Source organism: Mycobacterium sp. (assembly GCF_050701515.1).
In the GTDB taxonomy this organism is placed as follows: Bacteria; Actinomycetota; Actinomycetes; order Mycobacteriales; family Mycobacteriaceae; genus Mycobacterium.
This window is the reverse complement of the sequence record NZ_JBOGDB010000173.1, coordinates 1-17,350: the sequence shown is the minus strand read 5'-3', so window position 1 is coordinate 17,350 and position 17,350 is coordinate 1. Positions and strand designations below refer to the sequence as shown.

At 67.5% G+C, this 17,350-nt stretch carries 18 protein-coding genes and 1 pseudogene; 6 read left to right on the top strand and 13 right to left on the bottom strand.

Annotation, left to right across the window (positions count from 1 at the left end; all coding sequences use genetic code 11):
- The 9 genes from ACRDU5_RS14705 to ACRDU5_RS14665 form a co-directional block, all read right to left on the bottom strand.
- Window positions 1-1,244 (bottom strand): malate synthase G (locus tag ACRDU5_RS14705; protein WP_526615326.1); only part of this gene is annotated, 1,244 nt, incomplete at its 3' end.
- A gap of 69 nt (window positions 1,245-1,313) precedes the next feature.
- Window positions 1,314-2,183 (bottom strand): 3-methyladenine DNA glycosylase, encoded by an 870-nt coding sequence (locus tag ACRDU5_RS14700; protein ID WP_526615325.1) that lies wholly within the window; start codon window positions 2,181-2,183, stop codon window positions 1,314-1,316.
- The gene (locus ACRDU5_RS14695) at window positions 2,176-3,228 is read right to left on the bottom strand and encodes a CBS domain-containing protein (RefSeq protein ID WP_526615324.1); all 1,053 of its coding nucleotides are present in this window, start codon (window positions 3,226-3,228) and stop codon (window positions 2,176-2,178) included. The genes ACRDU5_RS14700 and ACRDU5_RS14695 overlap by 8 nt, the downstream gene beginning before the upstream one ends.
- On the bottom strand, window positions 3,228-4,595 hold the full coding sequence (locus ACRDU5_RS14690) for a CNNM domain-containing protein (RefSeq protein ID WP_526615322.1): 1,368 nt from the start codon (window positions 4,593-4,595) through the stop codon (window positions 3,228-3,230). The genes ACRDU5_RS14695 and ACRDU5_RS14690 overlap by 1 nt, the downstream gene beginning before the upstream one ends.
- Window positions 4,592-4,717 (bottom strand): hypothetical protein, encoded by a 126-nt coding sequence (locus tag ACRDU5_RS14685; RefSeq protein ID WP_526615321.1) that lies wholly within the window; start codon window positions 4,715-4,717, stop codon window positions 4,592-4,594. Before ACRDU5_RS14685 ends, ACRDU5_RS14690 begins: the two co-directional genes overlap by 4 nt.
- A gap of 66 nt (window positions 4,718-4,783) precedes the next feature.
- On the bottom strand, window positions 4,784-6,220 hold the full coding sequence (locus ACRDU5_RS14680; RefSeq protein WP_526615319.1) for a GuaB1 family IMP dehydrogenase-related protein: 1,437 nt from the start codon (window positions 6,218-6,220) through the stop codon (window positions 4,784-4,786).
- 10 nt (window positions 6,221-6,230) lie between these two features.
- The gene (gnd, locus tag ACRDU5_RS14675; RefSeq protein WP_526615318.1) at window positions 6,231-7,700 is read right to left on the bottom strand and encodes an NADP-dependent phosphogluconate dehydrogenase; all 1,470 of its coding nucleotides are present in this window, start codon (window positions 7,698-7,700) and stop codon (window positions 6,231-6,233) included.
- A gap of 53 nt (window positions 7,701-7,753) precedes the next feature.
- Entirely contained in the window at window positions 7,754-8,704 is a 951-nt protein-coding gene (locus ACRDU5_RS14670) for a M56 family metallopeptidase (protein ID WP_526615317.1), read from the bottom strand.
- A gap of 14 nt (window positions 8,705-8,718) precedes the next feature.
- Window positions 8,719-9,135 (bottom strand): BlaI/MecI/CopY family transcriptional regulator, encoded by a 417-nt coding sequence (locus ACRDU5_RS14665; protein ID WP_526615316.1) that lies wholly within the window; start codon window positions 9,133-9,135, stop codon window positions 8,719-8,721.
- Window positions 9,136-9,313: 178 nt separating this feature from the next.
- On the opposite strand from ACRDU5_RS14665, the gene ACRDU5_RS14660 reads away from it, so the two are divergent.
- On the top strand, window positions 9,314-10,093 hold the full coding sequence (locus tag ACRDU5_RS14660; RefSeq protein ID WP_526615314.1) for an iron reductase: 780 nt from the start codon (window positions 9,314-9,316) through the stop codon (window positions 10,091-10,093).
- 148 nt (window positions 10,094-10,241) lie between these two features.
- On the opposite strand, the gene ACRDU5_RS14655 is transcribed toward ACRDU5_RS14660, so the two are convergent.
- On the bottom strand, window positions 10,242-10,619 hold the full coding sequence (locus tag ACRDU5_RS14655; protein ID WP_526615313.1) for a rhodanese-like domain-containing protein: 378 nt from the start codon (window positions 10,617-10,619) through the stop codon (window positions 10,242-10,244).
- 63 nt (window positions 10,620-10,682) lie between these two features.
- Here ACRDU5_RS14655 and ACRDU5_RS14650 point away from each other — a divergent pair, with 63 nt between their 5' ends.
- Complete coding sequence (locus ACRDU5_RS14650) at window positions 10,683-11,087, top strand: PaaI family thioesterase (protein WP_526615312.1); 405 nt, start codon at window positions 10,683-10,685, stop codon at window positions 11,085-11,087.
- On the opposite strand, the gene ndh is transcribed toward ACRDU5_RS14650, so the two are convergent.
- The 3 genes from ndh to ACRDU5_RS14635 all read right to left on the bottom strand — a co-directional run bounded on the left by ndh (window position 11,084) and on the right by ACRDU5_RS14635 (window position 14,206).
- The gene (gene ndh / locus ACRDU5_RS14645) at window positions 11,084-12,454 is read right to left on the bottom strand and encodes a type II NADH:quinone oxidoreductase Ndh (RefSeq protein ID WP_526615311.1); all 1,371 of its coding nucleotides are present in this window, start codon (window positions 12,452-12,454) and stop codon (window positions 11,084-11,086) included. The two genes, ACRDU5_RS14650 and ndh, sit on opposite strands and share 4 nt — an antisense overlap.
- Window positions 12,455-12,559: 105 nt before the next feature.
- Entirely contained in the window at window positions 12,560-13,489 is a 930-nt protein-coding gene (locus ACRDU5_RS14640; protein WP_526615310.1) for an LLM class F420-dependent oxidoreductase, read from the bottom strand.
- Between the two features lie 42 nt (window positions 13,490-13,531).
- Complete coding sequence (locus ACRDU5_RS14635) at window positions 13,532-14,206, bottom strand: SDR family oxidoreductase (protein ID WP_526615327.1); 675 nt, start codon at window positions 14,204-14,206, stop codon at window positions 13,532-13,534.
- A gap of 168 nt (window positions 14,207-14,374) precedes the next feature.
- On the opposite strand from ACRDU5_RS14635, the gene modA reads away from it, so the two are divergent.
- The 4 genes and pseudogenes from modA to ACRDU5_RS14615 form a co-directional block, all read left to right on the top strand.
- On the top strand, window positions 14,375-15,130 hold the full coding sequence (gene modA / locus ACRDU5_RS14630) for a molybdate ABC transporter substrate-binding protein (RefSeq protein WP_526615309.1): 756 nt from the start codon (window positions 14,375-14,377) through the stop codon (window positions 15,128-15,130).
- On the top strand, window positions 15,127-15,927 hold the full coding sequence (locus tag ACRDU5_RS14625; protein WP_526615308.1) for an ABC transporter permease: 801 nt from the start codon (window positions 15,127-15,129) through the stop codon (window positions 15,925-15,927). The genes modA and ACRDU5_RS14625 overlap by 4 nt, the downstream gene beginning before the upstream one ends.
- Before the next feature lie 6 nt (window positions 15,928-15,933).
- Window positions 15,934-17,019: a sulfate/molybdate ABC transporter ATP-binding protein gene (locus ACRDU5_RS14620; protein WP_526615307.1), complete on the top strand. Its 1,086-nt coding sequence runs from the start codon at window positions 15,934-15,936 to the stop codon at window positions 17,017-17,019.
- Between the two features lie 73 nt (window positions 17,020-17,092).
- Window positions 17,093-17,350, top strand: a pseudogene (locus ACRDU5_RS14615) (hypothetical protein); the annotation flags it as partial.

The following is a 17,350-nucleotide window of genomic DNA, read 5'->3' as shown; positions in this document are numbered from 1 at the left end:
CCGTGCATCTTCGGCTTGACGATGTAGATGGACCCGGTGCGACTGTTCACCATCGGCCCGTTTCCGTCGCCGGACTTCAGCCCGTGCATCGCGATCAGGCCGGTGAACAGCGCGTCTTGGATGCCCTCATACACCTCGTCTCCATCGGCCTCGACGATCGCGTCGTTGGTCATCAGATGACCGACGTTGCGGACAAACAGCAGGCTGCGCCCGGGCAGCGTAAAATGCTCACCATCTTCCGGAGCCGATCCGTCGGCGACATTGGGCCGAGCGGTGGTGTAGCTGCGGTCCTCATTGAGAACGCGGGTGAAGGTGTCGCCGTCCTTGATGACCTCCGCAGCCAAATCACCCTTCATCAGGCCCAGCCAGTTGCGGTATGCGGCGGTCTTGTCGTCGGCGTCGACGGCGGCCACCGCGTCCTCGAAGTCGATGATCGTGGTGACGGCGGACTCCAGCACGACGTCCTTGATCCCGGCCCGGTCGGTGGAGCCGACGGGGGACTCTGGGTCGATCAGGATCTCGATGTGCAGGCCGTTGTTGACCAGCAGCACGGACCAGTCGGGCGAGCCGAGCTCCCCGGTGTAGCCAGCGAACTTCTCCGGACTGGCCAGCCCGGTGGACTGGTCGTCACCCAGCGTGACCAGCAACTGGCCGTCGTCGATCTGGAAGCCAGTGGCGTCGGTCCATGACCCCGACTCCAGCGGCACGGCCTCGTCGAGGAACCCACGGGCATAGGCGATGACCTTGTCACCGCGGACCTTGTTGTAACTCGTGCCCTGCTCGGCGCCGTCGGTCTCCGGGATGACGTCGGTGCCGTACAGCGCGTCATACAGCGAGCCCCACCGCGCGTTGGCGGCGTTCAGGGCGAACCGCGCGTTGAGCACGGGCACCACCAGCTGCGGGCCGGCGGTCGTGGTGATCTCGTCGTCGACGCCGGAGGTGGTGATGGTGAAGTCGTCGGGTTCGGGCTGCAGATAACCGATTTCGGTGAGGAACTGCTGGTAGGCCTCCATGTCGATCGGCTCGATGACGCGGTGACGGTGCCATTTGTCGATCTGGGCCTGCAGCTCGTCGCGGCGCGCCAGTAGGTCCTGGTTCTGCGGCGACAGGTCGGTGACCACCTTGTCTACGCCCGCCCAGAAGCTGTCGGCGTCGATATCGGTGCCGGGCAGTGCTTCGTTGTTGATGAAGTCGTACAGCACCCGAGCGACGCGCAAGTTCCCCACCGTCACGCGATCGGTCATCGTTCCTCCCTCACTGCCGTCTTGGCTGGGCAATCAATTCATCCTACCCGTCAGTAATATGCGGCCCGCTCAGACCGACGCCGCGAGCAGCAGGTCACAGCGGGCTTTCAGGGCCTGCCGCAGCGGTGCCGCGCGCTCGGAGATTACGCGCTGGCAACGCACGTATTCCGCACGCCCGGCGGGTTCCTCGATCGTGATCGGCGTGAACCCGTGTGCGGTGAGATCGTAGGGGCTGGCCCGCATGTCGAGCTCACGGGCGTCGGCGGCCACGTCCAGGCACTCCAGCAGCAACCCGGATTCGATCAGCGGACCCAGTTTGTATGACCACTTGTATAGATCCATCGCAGCGTGCAGACATCCCGGCTGCTCTTCTGCGACCTGTTCCGCTCGGGTGAGCTGGGTGACGTTCTTGGGCCGTGCTGAGTCGGTGAAGAATCTGAACGCGTCGAAGTGGCTGCAGCGCAACGGCATTGATTCCACGACCGCATCGGTTGCGGCAGGCCCGAGCCGCAGCGGCACCCGGTCGTGGCGCACCGTCGGTGACCGATACACCATCGCCCACTCGTGCAACCCGAAACAGTTCAGCTGCGGTTGGCGCTCGGCCGTGGCAGACAACAGCCCGGCGATGAACCGGACGGTGCCGACCCGGGCCCGCAGGTGTTCGTCGGTCACGGCGACCCCGGCGCCATCGCTGCCATAGCCGCTGCGGCCCAGGTAGCGGCGGGCCGCGTCGCCGGCAAGAGTCACGCCGAAGCCGGGATGCCAGACGCGGAGCTGGCGCGGACGCAGGCTGTAGTAGCGGAACAGGAAATCCCATACCGGATGGGCCGCACCGGCTTGCGCACGCCGCAGGTGCGGTTCGAGGAACCGGTCCACCCGGTCGCGGTGAGCCCGCTCCCGGGCGGTCCAGTCGGCCTCGTCGAGCACCGCGTCAGCCACGATGCGTCCTGTCACGCATGGTGCCGACCAAGTCCTCGACCAGGTCCTCCAGCGCCACCATCGCGATCACGTCGCCATCGGTCCCGGTCACCAGCGCCAGGTGGCTGTTGCGGCGGCGCAACTGCGACAGCGCATCCGGCAAGGGCAGCGACGCGGGCACCCGCGGCAGCGGCCGGACCATCGACAGGTCGACCACGGCGTCCGGATCGTCGACCAATGGCAGAACGTCCTTGATGTGCACATAGCCAACGAACCGGCCGGCGGCATCGGTGACCGGGAAACGGGAGTAGCCGCTGTCGACCAGCGCCTGATCGATCGCCCGCACGGTCGGTCCGGTACCTTCGGCGGCCACCGGCACGGCCCGTATCTCGCTCAGCGGTATGGCGACGTCGTCGACGACGCGGTTGCGGATCTGCAGCGCGCGGGTCAACCGGCCGTGCTCCTCGGGGTCGAGCAGGCCTTCGGACAGCGATTCGGCGATCATCTCGGAGAGTTCCAGCGTCGAGACGGTGACCTCGAGTTCATCCTTGGGTTCGATGCGCAGCGCCCGCAGCGTGGTGTTGGCGCACCAGTTGTAGAACGCGATCAGCGGGCGGGCGACCCGGATCCACACCAGGTACGGCGGGATCAGCAGCATCGCGGTCGATTCCGGGCCGGCGATCGCGATGTTCTTCGGCACCATTTCGCCGAGCAGCACGTGCAGGGTCACCACGATGGCCAGCGCGACGAAGAACGACACCGTGTGCAGCACCGCGTCGGGTATGCCCGCCAGGTCGAAGGGCTTCTCCAGCAGGTGCGCGACAGCCGGTTCGCCGACACGGCCCAGCAGGATCGAGCAGATCGTGATGCCGAGTTGCGCGCCGGCCAGCATCAGCGAGAGATTTTCGCCGGCCCGGATGACGGTGACAGCGCTTTTCTTACCCTGCTCGGCCAGCGCCTCCAGCCGATCACGGCGCGCCGAGATCAACGCGAACTCGGACCCGACAAAGAACGCGTTCGCGCCGAGCAGCAGCACGGTCAGCAGCACACCCAGTAGGTCGCCCATCAGCGGCTCCGCCTTGTCGCATCGTCTCGGCGGCCGAGCTTGCTGAGTTCGAGCAGGTCGATGCGCCGGCCGTCCATCCGGATCACCTTCGCGAGCCACCGAGGTGGGTCCTCCGGCGGTCCATCGGGGTCAAACCCCCTCAGCTCCACCGTCTCGCCGGGTTCCGGGATGTGACCCAGCTCCTCAAGTACCAGCCCGCCGATCGTTTCGTACTCGCCTTCGGGCGCACGGAATCCCATTCCGGCGGCCACTTCGTCGATGCGCAGCAGTCCCGACACGCGCCAGCTGTTGTTGCCCATCGACAGCACATCGGGCGTCACGTCGTCGTGTTCGTCGCGGACGTCCCCGACAATCTCTTCGATCAGATCTTCCATGGTCACCATGCCGGCGGTGCCGCCGTATTCGTCGACCACCAGCACCGTCTGCAGCGGGCTGGTGCGCACCTGGGCCATCACCGCGTCACCGTCGAGCGTGGAGGGCACCACCTGGACCGGAACCGCCAGCGTCGCCAGCCGGGTGCGGGCACGCTCGTCGTGCGGCACCGCGAAAACCTGTTTGACGTGGACCATGCCGGTCGTCTCGTCGAGGTCGCCCTGCACCACCGGGAACCGGGAGTAGCCTGTCTCGATCGCCATGGTCAGCAGGTCGCCAACGGTGTCTTCGGCCTGGAGTGCCTCGATCTTCGAACGCGGTGACATCAGCTCCTCGGCGGTCCGCGCGCCGAACCGCAGAGAGCGGTCCACCAACGCCGCGGTGACCGGGTCAAGCGACCCGCTGCGCGCCGAGGTGCGCACCAGCGATACCAGCTCCTGGGGCGAGCGGGCCGACCGCAGCTCCTCGGCCGGCTCGATGCCGAGTCGGCGGAGAATCCAATTGGCGGTGCCGTTGGTGAGTCGGATCAGCGGCGTCAACAGAAGCGAGAACAGCCACTGCGGGCCCGCGGCGGCCCGCGCGGTCGGCACCGGCCGGGCAACGGCCAAGTTCTTCGGCACCAGCTCGCCGAAGACCATCGACACCGAGGTGACGATGAGCAACGACAGAAACAACGCGACACCGTGCGTGACGTTGTCGGGAATGCCGAGGGCGGTCAGGCCGGGTTCCAGCAGGCGGGCGACGACCGGTTCCGCCAGATAGCCGGTCGCCAACGTGGTGATCGAGATACCCACCTGAGCGCCGGACAGCTGAAAGGACAGGGTGCGGTGGGCACGCCGGACGAATTCGTCCCGGCGGTCGCCACTGCGGGCATTGGCCTCTACGGTGCTTCGCTCCAGTGCCGTCAGCGAGAACTCGGCCGCGACGAACAGGGCGGTGCCCGCGGTGAGCACCACGATCGCCAGCAGGCTGAGCAGCGTATAGCCGACGCTCATCGGGTTCTCGTGGGATCGTCGCCGGGCCGTCTGCCCGGCCGACTAGAACAGGGCTCGGCGTCGGGCTCGTCCGAAAGCCGCTCGGCCCGGAAGCCCTCGGCCTCGACGGGTGCCTGCGGCACGGGTTCCCCTTCGCTAGCGGCCATGATGAAAGGCCTATGGTAGCCCGTCGCGCCGGATCAACCGATCTACCAGCCGGTCGGCAGCGGGTGGCCCTCGGCGTACCCGGCCGCCGACTGGACACCGAGCACGACCTTCTCATGCAGCTCGGCGATCGTCGCGGCACCGACATACGTGCATGTGCTGCGGATCCCGGAGGTGATGTGGTCGAGGAGATCCTCCACACCGCCGCGGGACGGGTCCAGGCCCATCCGTGACGTCGAAATGCCTTCCTCGAACAACGCTTTGCGGGCCCGGTCGAACTGGTTGTCCGCGGCGGTCCGCGCGGCTATCGCGCGCTTCGATGCCATGCCGTAGCTCTCCTTGTACGGCTGGTCCTCGCGGTCGCGCATCAAGTCTCCCGGCGACTCGTAGGTGCCGGCGAACCATGAGCCGATCATCACGTTCGACGCCCCCGCAGCGAGGGCCAGCGCCACGTCGCGGGGATGGCGCACCCCGCCGTCCGCCCACACGTGCGCGCCGAGTTGTCTTGCCGCGGTAGCACATTCGACCACGGCCGAGAATTGGGGACGGCCAACACCGGTCATCATCCGGGTGGTGCACATGGCGCCGGGCCCGACGCCGACCTTGACGATCGACGCGCCGGCGCTGATCAAGTCGCGGGTGCCCTCGGCCGACACCACGTTGCCCGCGGCCAGCGGAAGCCCGAGGTCCAGCGATGACACCGCCTTGATCGCGTCAAGCATCTTGACCTGATGACCGTGTGCGGTGTCGATCACCAGAAGGTCGATGCCGGCCTCGGCCAGCGCCCGGGCCTTCGCCCCGACGTCACCGTTGATGCCGACCGCCGCCGCGATCCGCAGTCGTCCGCGTGCGTCGACGGCGGGGGTGTAGAGGCCGGCGCGGATCGCCCCGGTGCGGGTGAGCACACCGGAGAGGGTGCCGTCCGCTTCGGTCAACACCGCCACGTCGATCGGCGCGTGTTCGAGCAGGTCGAACACCTTGCGGGGTTCGGTGCCCACCGGCGCGGTGACGAAGTCGGATACCGCCACGTCGCGCACCCTGGTGAATCGGTCCACCCCGACGCAGTTGGCCTCGGTGACCAGGCCGATGGGCCGCCCCTCGAACACCATTACCGCCGCGCCGTGTGCCCGTTTGTGGATCAACGCGATGGCGTCGGACACCGAATCGTCGGGCATCAGGGTCACCGGGGTGTCGACGACCAGGTCACGGCTCTTGACGAAGTCCACCGTCTGCTGCACTGCGACGATCGGAAGATCTTGTGGCAGAACAACGATGCCGCCGCGACGGGCCATCGTCTCGGCCATCCGACGTCCGGCCACCGCGGTCATGTTGGCGATCACCATGGGGATGGTGGTGCCCGACCCGTCAGATGTGGACAGGTCGACGTCGAACCGCGAGGTCACCTCCGACCGACCGGGAACGATGAAGACGTCGTTGTAGGTCAGGTCATAGGGCGGTGGGTGGCCTTCCAGGAAACGCACACCAACCAGCCTAGGCTTCTACTTCGCTGCGGTCTCCGCTCCACAGCGTGTGGAACTTCTTGCCGGGGTCGGCGTCGACGCGGCCGTAGGTGTGCGCACCGAAGAAATCCCGGAGTCCCTGGGTAAGGGCGGCGGGCAGTCGCTCGGTGCGCAGCGCGTCGTAGTAGGACAGCGCTGAGCTGAAACCGGGGATCGGGATACCGAGCTGGGTGGCGGTGACGACGACGCGCCGCCAGCCGTCGATGGCCGCCTCGATGGCGCTGCGGAAGTATGGCGCCACGATCAGGGTGGCCAGATCCGGGTCGGAGTCGTACGCCTCCTTGATGCGGTTGAGGAACTTCGCCCGGACGATGCAACCGCCGCGCCAGATGGTGGCGAGGTCGCCTGGGGTGATGCCCCAGTCATACTCGGCGCTGCCCGTCTGGATCTGGTTGAAGCCCTGCGCATACGCGATGATCTTCGACGCATACAGCGCTTGGCGGACGTCCTCGGTGAACTTCTCAGCGTCGCTGGGCTTTTCGCCGAGGTCACCCGACGCCAGGCCGGTGGTGGCCTTTCGCTGCGTGACCGAACCGGACAGCGCGCGGGCGAACACCGCCTCGGCGATGCCGGTGACCGGCACACCAAGATCGAGCGCGGACTTCACCGTCCAGCGGCCGGTGCCCTTCTGCTCGGCCTCGTCGAGGATCACGTCGACGAGCGGCTTGCCGGTCTTGGCGTCGGTCTGACGCAGCACCTGCGCGGTGATCTCAACGAGGAAGCTGTCGAGGTCGCCCTTGTTCCACTCGTCGAAGACGTCGGCGATCTCGGCCGCGGACTTGCCGAGACCGTCGCGCAGCAGTTGGTAGGCCTCGCCGATGAGCTGCATGTCGGAGTACTCGATGCCGTTGTGCACCATTTTCACGAAATGACCTGCTCCATCGGGGCCGATGTGGGTGCAGCAGGGCACACCGTCGACGTGCGCGGAGATCTCTTCGAGCAGCGGGCCCAGCGACTTGTACGACTCGGCGGGCCCGCCCGGCATGATCGACGGTCCGTTCAGTGCGCCCTCTTCGCCGCCGGAGATGCCGGCGCCGACGAAGTGCAAGCCACGTTCCCGCATGGCCTTCTCGCGGCGAATGGTGTCGGTGTAGAGCGCGTTGCCGCCGTCGATGATGATGTCGCCTTTCTCCATCGCCTCGGCGAGCTCGTTGATGACGGCGTCGGTCGGGTCACCGGCCTTCACCATGATCAGCACCCGGCGCGGTTTCTCCAGCGCGGCAAGGAATTCCGCGATGATCTCGCTGCGGACGAACTTGCCTTCCGAACCGTGCTCGGCGAGTAACGCGTCGGTCTTGGCGATCGAACGGTTGTGCAGCGCGACCGTGTAGCCGTGCCGGGCGAAGTTTCGGGCGATGTTGGACCCCATCACCGCCAAGCCGGTGACACCGATCTGAGCGGTGCCGACGGTGCCGGAGGCGGAGGTTTCAGACGAGGTCATTCGGACGGCCTTTCGTTGTTTTGTTGTGGCACAGGGGCTTCGACAAATGTCGGCTACGCGACGAATAGTCGATGTAATTCGGTCAGCCACGGCACCGCCAGCGCGACGGTGGGAACCACGAGTACCGCGGCCGCGGCGAGATAGGCGGTCACTCCCAGCACGAGGCTGTTGCCGCGGCCACCGAGGCGCCGCACCCGCAGCACGGTGGTCGGGCCGCCGGCGGCCAGCGCGCCCGACGGGGTACGACCGGACGCGCACGCGACCAGGGCGCGCGCCAGGGGAGTGGGGCCGGTGGCGCGCACCGCGGAGTCGTCGGCGAGCAGTTCGATGAGCAGCCGGACGGCGTCCAGCGCGCTGGCGCTGCGGACGAAGCGCGGGAAGGCGGCGTGCACCGCGGTGAACATTTCCAGCACCAGGTCGTGGCGGGCCCGCAGGTGTGCCCGCTCGTGGCTGAGGATGGCGGTGACCTCGGTGTCCGACAGGATGGTCAGCGTTCCCTCGCTGACCACCACCCGGCTGCGGACACCGGGCAGGCAGTAGGCCAGCGGCTGCTTGACATCGAGGATGCGCAGGTCATGGGCCTGCGTGCAGGGCTGGACGGGCACGGTGTGGTGCGACTTCCCGAGCAGGTCGACCAGCATCCGGTGATGCGCCCGGCGGCGGCGGGTGGCGATGGCGACCTGCAGCACCGCGATCACCAACCGGGCACCGACGACGAGGGTGAGTGCCAACACCACCACGTAGAGCAGCCACAGTGGCCAGCCGAGGACCGCGATCTCACTGGTGATCGTCGCGGTCGGCCGGCCGTCGTGACCCGGCACGAACAGCCGGCTGGCGATCGCGATGCCCGCGCTGAACGCGGAGAGCACCGCCGCCAGCGCGATGGCCTGCCAGAGCACGACCGCGGCCCGCGGCGCGCGCATCGGCCATGACGCACGGGCCAGCAGGGCCGGTACGGGTCCGACCAGGAGCAGCGCGACGATGGTGAAGGCCAGCGCGGACACGCTGTCAGTGTCCCTCAGGGAGTGCCCGGACCGCCAGCGGGTGGCGGCACGCCGTGCTTGGTCTCCAGCTCGGCCAGCGCGCGCCGCAGCGCGGCCGCCTCGTCGGCGCCAACCTGCTCGACGAAGTGGACGAGCGCGGCTTCTCGGCCGCCCGAGTCCGCGGCCTGGTCGAGCGCGTCGACCATCAGCCCGGCGACCAGCTCGTCGCGCCCGTGCACGGGCGCGTACCGATGCGCTCGGTCGTCGCGGTGCTGGACGACAAGGTTCTTCTTGGCCAGCCGCTGCAGCACGGTCATGATCGTGGTGTAGGCCAAGTCGCGACGGGCCGACAGCGCCTCGTGGACCTGGCGCACGGTTTGGGGCTCGCGTGCCGACCATAGGTGGTCCATCACGGCGCGCTCCAGATCGCCTAGACGCGTCACTTTGGCCATGTTCCGTTCATCTCCCGAGAGCGTTGATCTAAGGGTACTACGGCGTTACTACGGTGCGTCGTATCCGACCAGGAACGACTCTCCGGGGCTCGCCAGCTGCGTGTGAGTCCAGTCACAGGGGGTAGCCCGCTTCTTGGTGCACACTATAGTAAGGCTAACCTAACTTGCTGGAGGTGTCATGACGGTCTTGGTCGACGACCCGCTCATCGCGGGCATGGCAATCACGCGGAACCTGCCGCTGCACGAGTCCAGCCGACGGCTGCGCGAGCTCTATCCCGAATGCCCACGGGTGTACGGCGTCGCGGTGATGTCGGACTTGTCGCGGCGCCGGTGGTGGCCGCTGGCCGAGGCGCTCAGCACCGACCGGCTGCACACCATGTTCGACATAGCCGCATTGGAGATGGATAGCGGCGTGGCCGCCGCCCAACAGCTCGCGGCCACCCTGGCCCACGTCGTCATCGGGCGAGCGGTTCCGCTTGTCGTGCTGGAGGGCCGGGCCTGGGACACCGGCCTGGAAAACCTCTGGGTGCACGTGGACTCCGAGGGCGCGATCGACTGGGTCGGCGTGGTCGATCCGACGCTGCGGGTGCTGCCCAATGACCCGTTCTTCGGCGACCGTGGCGAGGCCGGCGCCGCGCACTACGCGCGCGACGGGGTGGTGCGCCTACCCAGTGAAGCGGCGCTGACAACCTGGGTCGCACACCGCAGCCACCGTGCGCTGGAACCGTTGTTCGCCAAGCTCTTTGACATCAGCGACGGGGCGATCTCGCTGTCGTCCATGTGGCACATCGTCGGCGCCGCCGTGGTGGGAGCCGCCACGCACGTTCCGCTGCTGGCCAGGTCCAGCGAGCTGACCAGCATGCGTCGCGGGCAGGCGGTGCTCGACGCGCTGGTGGGCTTCGGTCTGCCGGTGCGCGGCGGGACCCGGCCGCGGGAAGCGAAGGGCTTGCTTAATTAGGGCAGCCTTGCCTATCCTTTGAGCATCGAGGCTAACGGACCGCGCCGGAGTCCTGAGGGCTGCAGAGACCCCCGGTCCCCTCGAGGGCGGGTCCCGCGCCAGCAGCTTGCGGGGCCCGCCCACATTTGTAGGTGGATGATCACGCCTGTTACTTGTCGACGGCGCCGCCGCTGTCCGCCCAGTCACCGAAGCCGCCCATGTTGTAGACCTCGCCGTACCCCATTTCCTTGAGCGCCTGTCCGGACAGTGCCGAACGGCCGCCGGAGGCGCAGTACACGATCACGGTCTTGTCCTTGGCGAAATGCTGGTCATGGTAAGGCGACTCCGGGTCGGCCCTGAACTCGAGCATTCCGCGCGGGACATGAACGGCACCCGCGACCTTGCCGCTTTTCTCCACCTCGGGGGCGTCGCGCACGTCGACCACCAGCGCGTTGCCCTCGGCGATCTTCTCTTGTGCCTGAGCCGGCGTGATTCGCGGAACGACGGCATTGGCGGCTTCGATGAATTCCTTGACGGTTTTGGCCATGCCCGACGGTAACGCGAAGCCCCAACGCGTGGTTGTCGGATCCCGGCGTGTAGACACAATGTCGTGCCATCTGCGCCGCTACCCGACTTGGGCAAGGGATTCGACAGCGAAATAGGCCTGACGTACCTGGGCGTCAGTGCAGACGAGGGCCGCGCCCGCCTCGATATCCACGACAGGCTGCTGCAGCCATGGGGCATCGTGCACGGTGGCGTCTACTGCGCGATCATCGAAAGCCTGGCCAGCATCTGCGGGCATGTGTGGTTTTCCGAAAACGGCGGCGGCACTGTCGTGGGGGTCAACAACAACACCGATTTCCTGCGGGCCATCGGCGGCGGCACGGTCTACGCCGTCGCGACGCCGATCCACCGCGGCCGCCGCCAACAACTGTGGCTGACCACGATCACCGACGAGAACGACCGCGTCGTCGCCCGGGGTCAGGTGCGGCTGCAGAACATCTCGGCCGATTAGCTCGCCGCCTTTTCGCCTTCGACGGCCGCGGCGATCTCCTCCAGCTCCTCGATCCTGGTGCGGGCGTAGGCCTGCTGCTCGGTGATGTTGAGATTCCCGCGCGCGGTGGACAGGAAGGTCACCGTCCAGGACAGCAATGTGGTGATCTTGCGCCGGAATCCGACCAGGTATACCAGGTGCAACACCAGCCACGCCAGCCAGGCGATGAACCCGCCGAACTCCAGTGGGCCGATCTTGGCCACCGCGGAAAAGCGCGACACCGTCGCCATCGAACCCTTGTCGAAGTACTGGAACGGTTCGCGTTCGGCGGGGTTGGCGCCTCTCAGCTCGGCCTTGATGGCCTGCGCGACGTACTTGCCGCCCTGGATCGCACCCTGCGCCATGCCGGGCACTCCGTCGACCGCGGCCATATCGCCGACCACGAACACATTTGGGTAACCGGGGACGGAGAGATCGGGCAGTACCTTGACCCGTCCCGCCCGGTCGATTTCTACCTCGGACTGCTCGGCAAGGTCGCGGCCGAGCGGGCTGGCCGACACTCCGGCCGACCACACCTTGGTTGCCGATTCGATGCGGCGAATGGTGCCGTCGGAGTCCTTCACCGTCAGGCCGTTGCGGTCGACGTCGGTGACCATTGCACCGAGCTGGATCTCGACGCCCATCTTCTCCAGCCGGGCCTGTGCCTTCTTGCCGAGCTTCTCACCCATCGGCGGCAACACGCCGGGTGCCGCGTCGAGCAGGATCACCCGCGCCTTGGTCGAATCGATGTGCCGGAACGCGCCTTTGAGCGTATGGTCGGCCAGCTCGGCGATCTGTCCGGCCATCTCCACACCCGTCGGCCCGGCTCCCACCACAGTGAAGGTGAGGAGCTTGTCTCGCCGCTCGGGGTCGCTGGACCGCTCGGCCTGCTCGAAGGCGCCCAGAATCCGGCCACGCAGCTCCAGCGCGTCGTCGATCGTCTTCATGCCGGGCGCCCACTCGGCGAAGTGGTCGTTGCCGAAGTAGGACTGGCCGGCACCCGCGGCGATGATCAGGGTGTCGTACGGGGTGATGTAGGTGTGACCGAGCAGTTCGGACTTGACGGTCGTATTCGCCAAGTCGACGTGGGTGACTTCGCCCAGCAGCACCTGAGCATTCTTCTGCTTGCGCAGAATCATCCGGGTGGGCGGCGCAATCTCACCCGAGGCGATGATGCCGGTCGCCACCTGGTACAGCAGCGGCTGGAACAGATGGTGGGTGGTCTTGGCGACTATCTTGATGTCGACGTCGGCACGCTTGAGGGCCTTGGTCGCCGTCAAGCCACCGAAGCCGGATCCAATGACGACAACCTTGTGCCGGTCAGATCGGGTCGCTCCGGGGTGGCTCATTAGCTGCTCCTCGAAGGTCTTCACATTCACTACAGCGTCTACCGTAGTCGCCCGCATCTCTTCGGTAACGGCCATCTTCGTGAGATTTGCCACGTCACAGCGCGTTTAGCCCCCGACGAGCGGCCTCAGCGCCTCGCCCGCGCCGGCGATCATGCCGGGCTGGTAGCCCAGGATGTGCGTGGGCACGTGGATGATCACGCTGTCGATCCCGGCATCGAGCACCTTCGTCTTGATCTGCTCGGCTATCTGGTCCGGCCTCCCGGCGACCACCCGTTGTTTGTGCTCATCCGGGATCTGATCGGGGCCGAGGTTCTCGTCGACCAACGCGCCGACGAGCATGCTGGTTTCCAATGAGGACGGGTCCCGCCCGATCTCCTCGCAGCGCTGCTTCACCACCTTCACTTTGGCGGCCAGTTCGTCGAAGCCCGCCATCACATTGAGGTGGTCGAAATAACGCGCGGCGAGCGGGAACGTCTTCTTCTCACCGCTGCCTCCGATCATCAGCGGAATGTGGTCGCGTAGGTGAGGATTGGCCATCGCCTCGGTGGTCCGGTAATACGTGCCGGAGAACGTCGGCCGCTCGCCCTTGATCATCGGCAGGATGATCTGAAGAGCTTCACCAAGCTTGTTGAAGCGATCGGTGAAGGTGCCGAACTCGAAGCCGAGTTGGTCATGTTCCAGCTCGAACCACCCGGTGCCGATGCCCAGGATCGCCCGGCCTTGGCTCATCACGTCCAGCGTCGTGATCGCCTTGGCCAGCAGGGTGGGATTGCGATACGTGTTGCCGGTGACCAGGGTGCCCAGCTGAATGCGTTCGGTGGCCGTCGCCAGGCCACCCAGCGCCGTATACGCCTCCAGCATCGGCTGATCCGGCGTTCCCAGGCCGGGCAGTTGGTAGAAGTGGTCCATCACGAAGACGGAGTCGAAACCGGCGGCCTCGGCCTCCTGAGCCTGCGCAATGACGGTGGGATAGAGCTCGGCAACGCCGGTGCCGTAGGAGAAGTTGTTGATCTGAAGTCCGAGTCGAATCGTCACCTGATCAACACTAGCGATCGGCGACGCCAAGGACTGCCGGCGTTATCCCAGGTTGGCGAGCGCGCCGTGACTGACATGCATTGTCTGCCCGGTGATGTGGCGCGCGGCAGGTGTGCTCAAGAACAGCGCCAACCGCGCGATCTCGGCCGCGACGGGAGCCGAGCTGCCCAGGCCGGCATAGCCCTCCTGAGCACTACGGCCGGATGCGACGGCGTTCACGGTGATGCCGCGGGTGCCGAAGTGGCTGGCCTGCCCGGCGGTCCAGTTCGACATGGCCGCCTTGATCGCCGCATCGGCGCTGCCGTCGCGCGGATTCTCCGGCACGACGCTGACGATCGATCCGCCGGAGCGCAGGTGATCTCCGACGATCTGCACGGTCAGCACGGTCGAGAGCATCGTCGCGTCCAGCGCGTTGCGCCACGCCGATGCGTGGTCGGTCAGGGTGTAGGTGCGCGGGTCGCCGGCCTCCCACAACGGGGCGGGCACGTTGACGATGGCATCGAGGTGGTGCGGGAACAGGCCACGCGCCTCTTCGAGGCTCGCGGGGTCGGTGCTGTCGCAGACGATCGCGTCCACGTCGAGTTCCTTGGCAGCGACCTCGAGGTCGTCGCGGCGGGAGCCGGCGATCACCACTTTGTGGCCCGCGTCGCGGAAGCTCTCCGCGATCGTGCGGCCCAGCTCGGTGTCGCCCCCGGTGACCAGCACCTCCATCGCCATGCCCTCCTCGTGTTCCGCTGATCGTGGCACACCAACACCGCGGTCCCTGGGATTTCCGGCCGTGGTGGCGCCGATCAACCGACGATGTTACTGGACAGTAGCTATCTGGCGAAACTCGGCATGGAAACGATCCCGACACGATCAGCGGCGTGTCCTAGGGTCGTGCGCATGAGGCGGATGGCCGGGCTCGTTGTCTTGGCGTCGACGGTGCTGGTGGCGGGCCTGACCGCCTGTCACTCCGCGAGGGCGTCGCGGTCGATCGTGGTGTTCGCCGCGGCGTCGTTGCAGAAGTCGTTCACCGCGATCGGCGAGCGCTTCAAGGCCGACAATCCCGGCGCGTCGGTCGACTTCAGCTTCGCCGGCTCCAGCGACCTCGTCACCCAGCTGACCCATGGCGCCACCGCCGACGTGTTCGCCTCGGCCGACACCAAGAACATGGACAAGGCCGCCTCGGCCGGGCTGCTGGCGGCAGACCCGGTCACCTTCGCGTCGAACACCCTGGTCATCGCCACCGCACCGGGTAACCCGAAGCACATCACCTCGTTCACGGACCTGAACCGGCCTGGCTTGGCGGTCGTGGTTTGCGCGCCGGCCGTCCCGTGCGGTTCGGCGACCCAGCGCATCGAGGACAGCACCGACGTCCGGCTCGCCCCGGTCAGCGAGGAGTCGTCGGTCACCGACGTGCTGAACAAGGTGACCAGTGGCCAGGCCGACGCGGGGCTGGTGTATGTCACCGACGCACTCGGCGCCGGGGAGAAGGTGACGACGGTGCGGTTCGCCGAAGCCGTGGGCGCGGTCAACACCTACCCGATCGCGGTGCTCAAGGGTGCGCCCGAGGCAGACCTGGCGAACAAGTTCGTCGACCTGGCCACCGGCGATACGGGCCAGCGGATCCTCAGCCGGGCCGGTTTCGGAAAACCGTGACCGCCTCAACAGGATTGCCTCGCTGGATCTACGTCCCGGCCGCCATCGGGGCACTGTTCGTCGTACTGCCCCTCGTCGCCGTGGCCGCCAAGGTGGACTGGCCGCAGTTCTGGTCGCTGATCACCAGTCACTCCTCGCTGACCGCTCTTGGGCTCAGCCTGAAAACCGCGGCCGCCAGCACCGCACTGTGCCTGCTGTTCGGGGTACCGATGGCGCTGGTGCTGGCCCGCAGCGAGGCCCGGTCGGTGCGGATCATGCGACCACTGATCCTGTTGCCGCTCGTGCTGCCGCCGGTGGTGGGCGGCATCGCGTTGCTCTACGCGTTTGGCCGGCTCGGGCTGGTCGGTCAGTACCTGGACGCCGCTGGCATTCAAATCGCTTTCACCACAACGGCAGTCGTGCTGGCGCAGACCTTCGTGTCGCTGCCGTTCCTGGTCATTGCGCTCGAAGGTGCGGCTCGCACCGCGGGCGGCGACTATGAGGTGGCGGCCGCGACGCTGGGTGCCCGGCCCACCACGGTTTGGTGGCGAGTGACGCTGCCGCTGCTGGCGCCGGGGCTCATATCCGGGTCGGTGCTGGCGTTCGCCCGCTCGCTCGGTGAGTTCGGGGCAACGCTGACCTTCGCCGGGTCGCGCGAGGGTGTCACCCGGACGCTGCCGCTGGAGATCTATCTGCAGCGCGAAGCCGACGCCGATGCGGCGGTGGCGCTGTCGGTCCTGCTGGTCGTGGTGGCCGCCGTGGTCGTGCTCGGTCTGGGCGCCCGCAGGCTGCGGGCGGGAGCCGCGAATGGCTGGTAGCACGCCATGAGCGACCTGTGGTTGCGCGCCGTGGTCCCTCGGCGGGGAGTGGACATCGAATTCGAGGTGGCCGCGGGTGAAACGCTGGCCGTGTTGGGACCCAACGGCGCGGGAAAATCCACCGCTCTGCAGGTGATCGCCGGCCTGGTGCGACCGGACAGCGGTGTGGTCCGGCTGGGCGACCGGGTGCTCACCGACACCACGGCCGGCGTGTTCGTCCCCACGCACGCCCGCCGGGTCGGGCTGTTGCTGCAGGAGCCGCTGCTGTTCCCGCACCTGAGCGTCGCGACCAATGTGGCTTTCGCGCCGCGTAGCCGTCGTCGCGGGCTAGGGCGCCGCGATTCCCGCGCACTCGCCGCGCACTGGCTGGCTCAGGTCGATGCCGCCGATCTGGCCGATCGGATGCCCCGACAGCTGTCGGGTGGCCAGGCCCAGCGTGTCGCGCTGGCACGGGCACTGGCCGCTGACCCCGACGTGTTGATGCTCGACGAGCCGCTGGCCGGCCTCGATGTGGCCGCTGCCACCGCGATGCGAAAGTTGTTGCGCGGCATACTAACCCGTGCTAGCCGTTCCGCGGTGCTGATCACCCATGACCTGCTCGATGTGCTCACCCTGGCCGATCGGGTGCTCGTCCTGGAATCTGGCACGGTCGTCGAAACCGGTTCAACGGCAGCGGTATTGGCGGCACCGCGCAGTCGCTTCGGGGCGCGGTTTGCCGGAGTGAACCTAGTCAGCGGCATCGCCGGACCGGGTGGCGTGCTCAATACCGAATGGGGCTCAGCCTGGCATGGCAACCCCGAGCCCGACGTGGTGGTTGGGGATGCTGCCGTCGCGGTGTTCACACCGGCCGCTGTCGCCGTGTACCGCGACAAGCCCCACGGGAGCCCGAGAAACACGCTGGAGGTGACGGTGGCCGAGCTGGACAGCGGCGGGCCGTCGATTCGGGTACGCGCCGACGAGCAGCCGGATGGTGCGCACGGACTGGCCGCCGACATCACCGCGGAGTCGGCCGCGGAGCTGCGGTTGGCGCCGGGGGAGCGCGTCTACTTCTCGGTCAAGGCCGCCGAAGTCACCGTCGCGGCGCGCCGGTAACGGCGGGCAAGGCCGTCCCGATCTACCCCACCCCACACTTGCGTCACGGCGGTAACACGGTAGTTTCGTCACCATGGAGCAGTCGGACGCGAACCCCGAACACCGCAAGCGCCGCGCGAAGACGCTGGCGATGGCCGCGCTGACCGGTGCCACGGCAGTGGCGATTGCGCTGCCGACCGTGGCACACGCCGACCCGGAACCGACGCCGCCACCACCACCGCCCCCGCCAGGCAACACGTTCATACAGGCGCCGCCGCCGGACCCGAACGCACCTCCACCCCCGCCGGGCGCACCGGCACCCCCACCACCCCCGCCGGGCGCACCGGCACCC

Bases quoted from the DNA above. Each gene is read 5' to 3' on its own strand.
- ACRDU5_RS14695 (WP_526615324.1), bottom strand. From the start codon at position 3,228: ATGGGCGACCTACTGGGTGTGCTGCTGACCGTGCTGCTGCTCGGCGCG.
- ACRDU5_RS14690 (WP_526615322.1), bottom strand. From the start codon at position 4,595: ATGAGCGTCGGCTATACGCTGCTCAGCCTGCTGGCGATCGTGGTGCTC.
- gnd (WP_526615318.1), bottom strand. From the start codon at position 7,700: ATGACCTCGTCTGAAACCTCCGCCTCCGGCACCGTCGGCACCGCTCAG.
- ACRDU5_RS14665 (WP_526615316.1), bottom strand. From the start codon at position 9,135: ATGGCCAAAGTGACGCGTCTAGGCGATCTGGAGCGCGCCGTGATGGAC.
- ACRDU5_RS14660 (WP_526615314.1), top strand. From the start codon at position 9,314: ATGACGGTCTTGGTCGACGACCCGCTCATCGCGGGCATGGCAATCACG.
- ACRDU5_RS14655 (WP_526615313.1), bottom strand. From the start codon at position 10,619: ATGGCCAAAACCGTCAAGGAATTCATCGAAGCCGCCAATGCCGTCGTT.
- ndh (WP_526615311.1), bottom strand. From the start codon at position 12,454: ATGAGCCACCCCGGAGCGACCCGATCTGACCGGCACAAGGTTGTCGTC.
- ACRDU5_RS14635 (WP_526615327.1), bottom strand. From the start codon at position 14,206: ATGGCGATGGAGGTGCTGGTCACCGGGGGCGACACCGAGCTGGGCCGC.
- modA (WP_526615309.1), top strand. From the start codon at position 14,375: ATGAGGCGGATGGCCGGGCTCGTTGTCTTGGCGTCGACGGTGCTGGTG.
- ACRDU5_RS14620 (WP_526615307.1), top strand. From the start codon at position 15,934: ATGAGCGACCTGTGGTTGCGCGCCGTGGTCCCTCGGCGGGGAGTGGAC.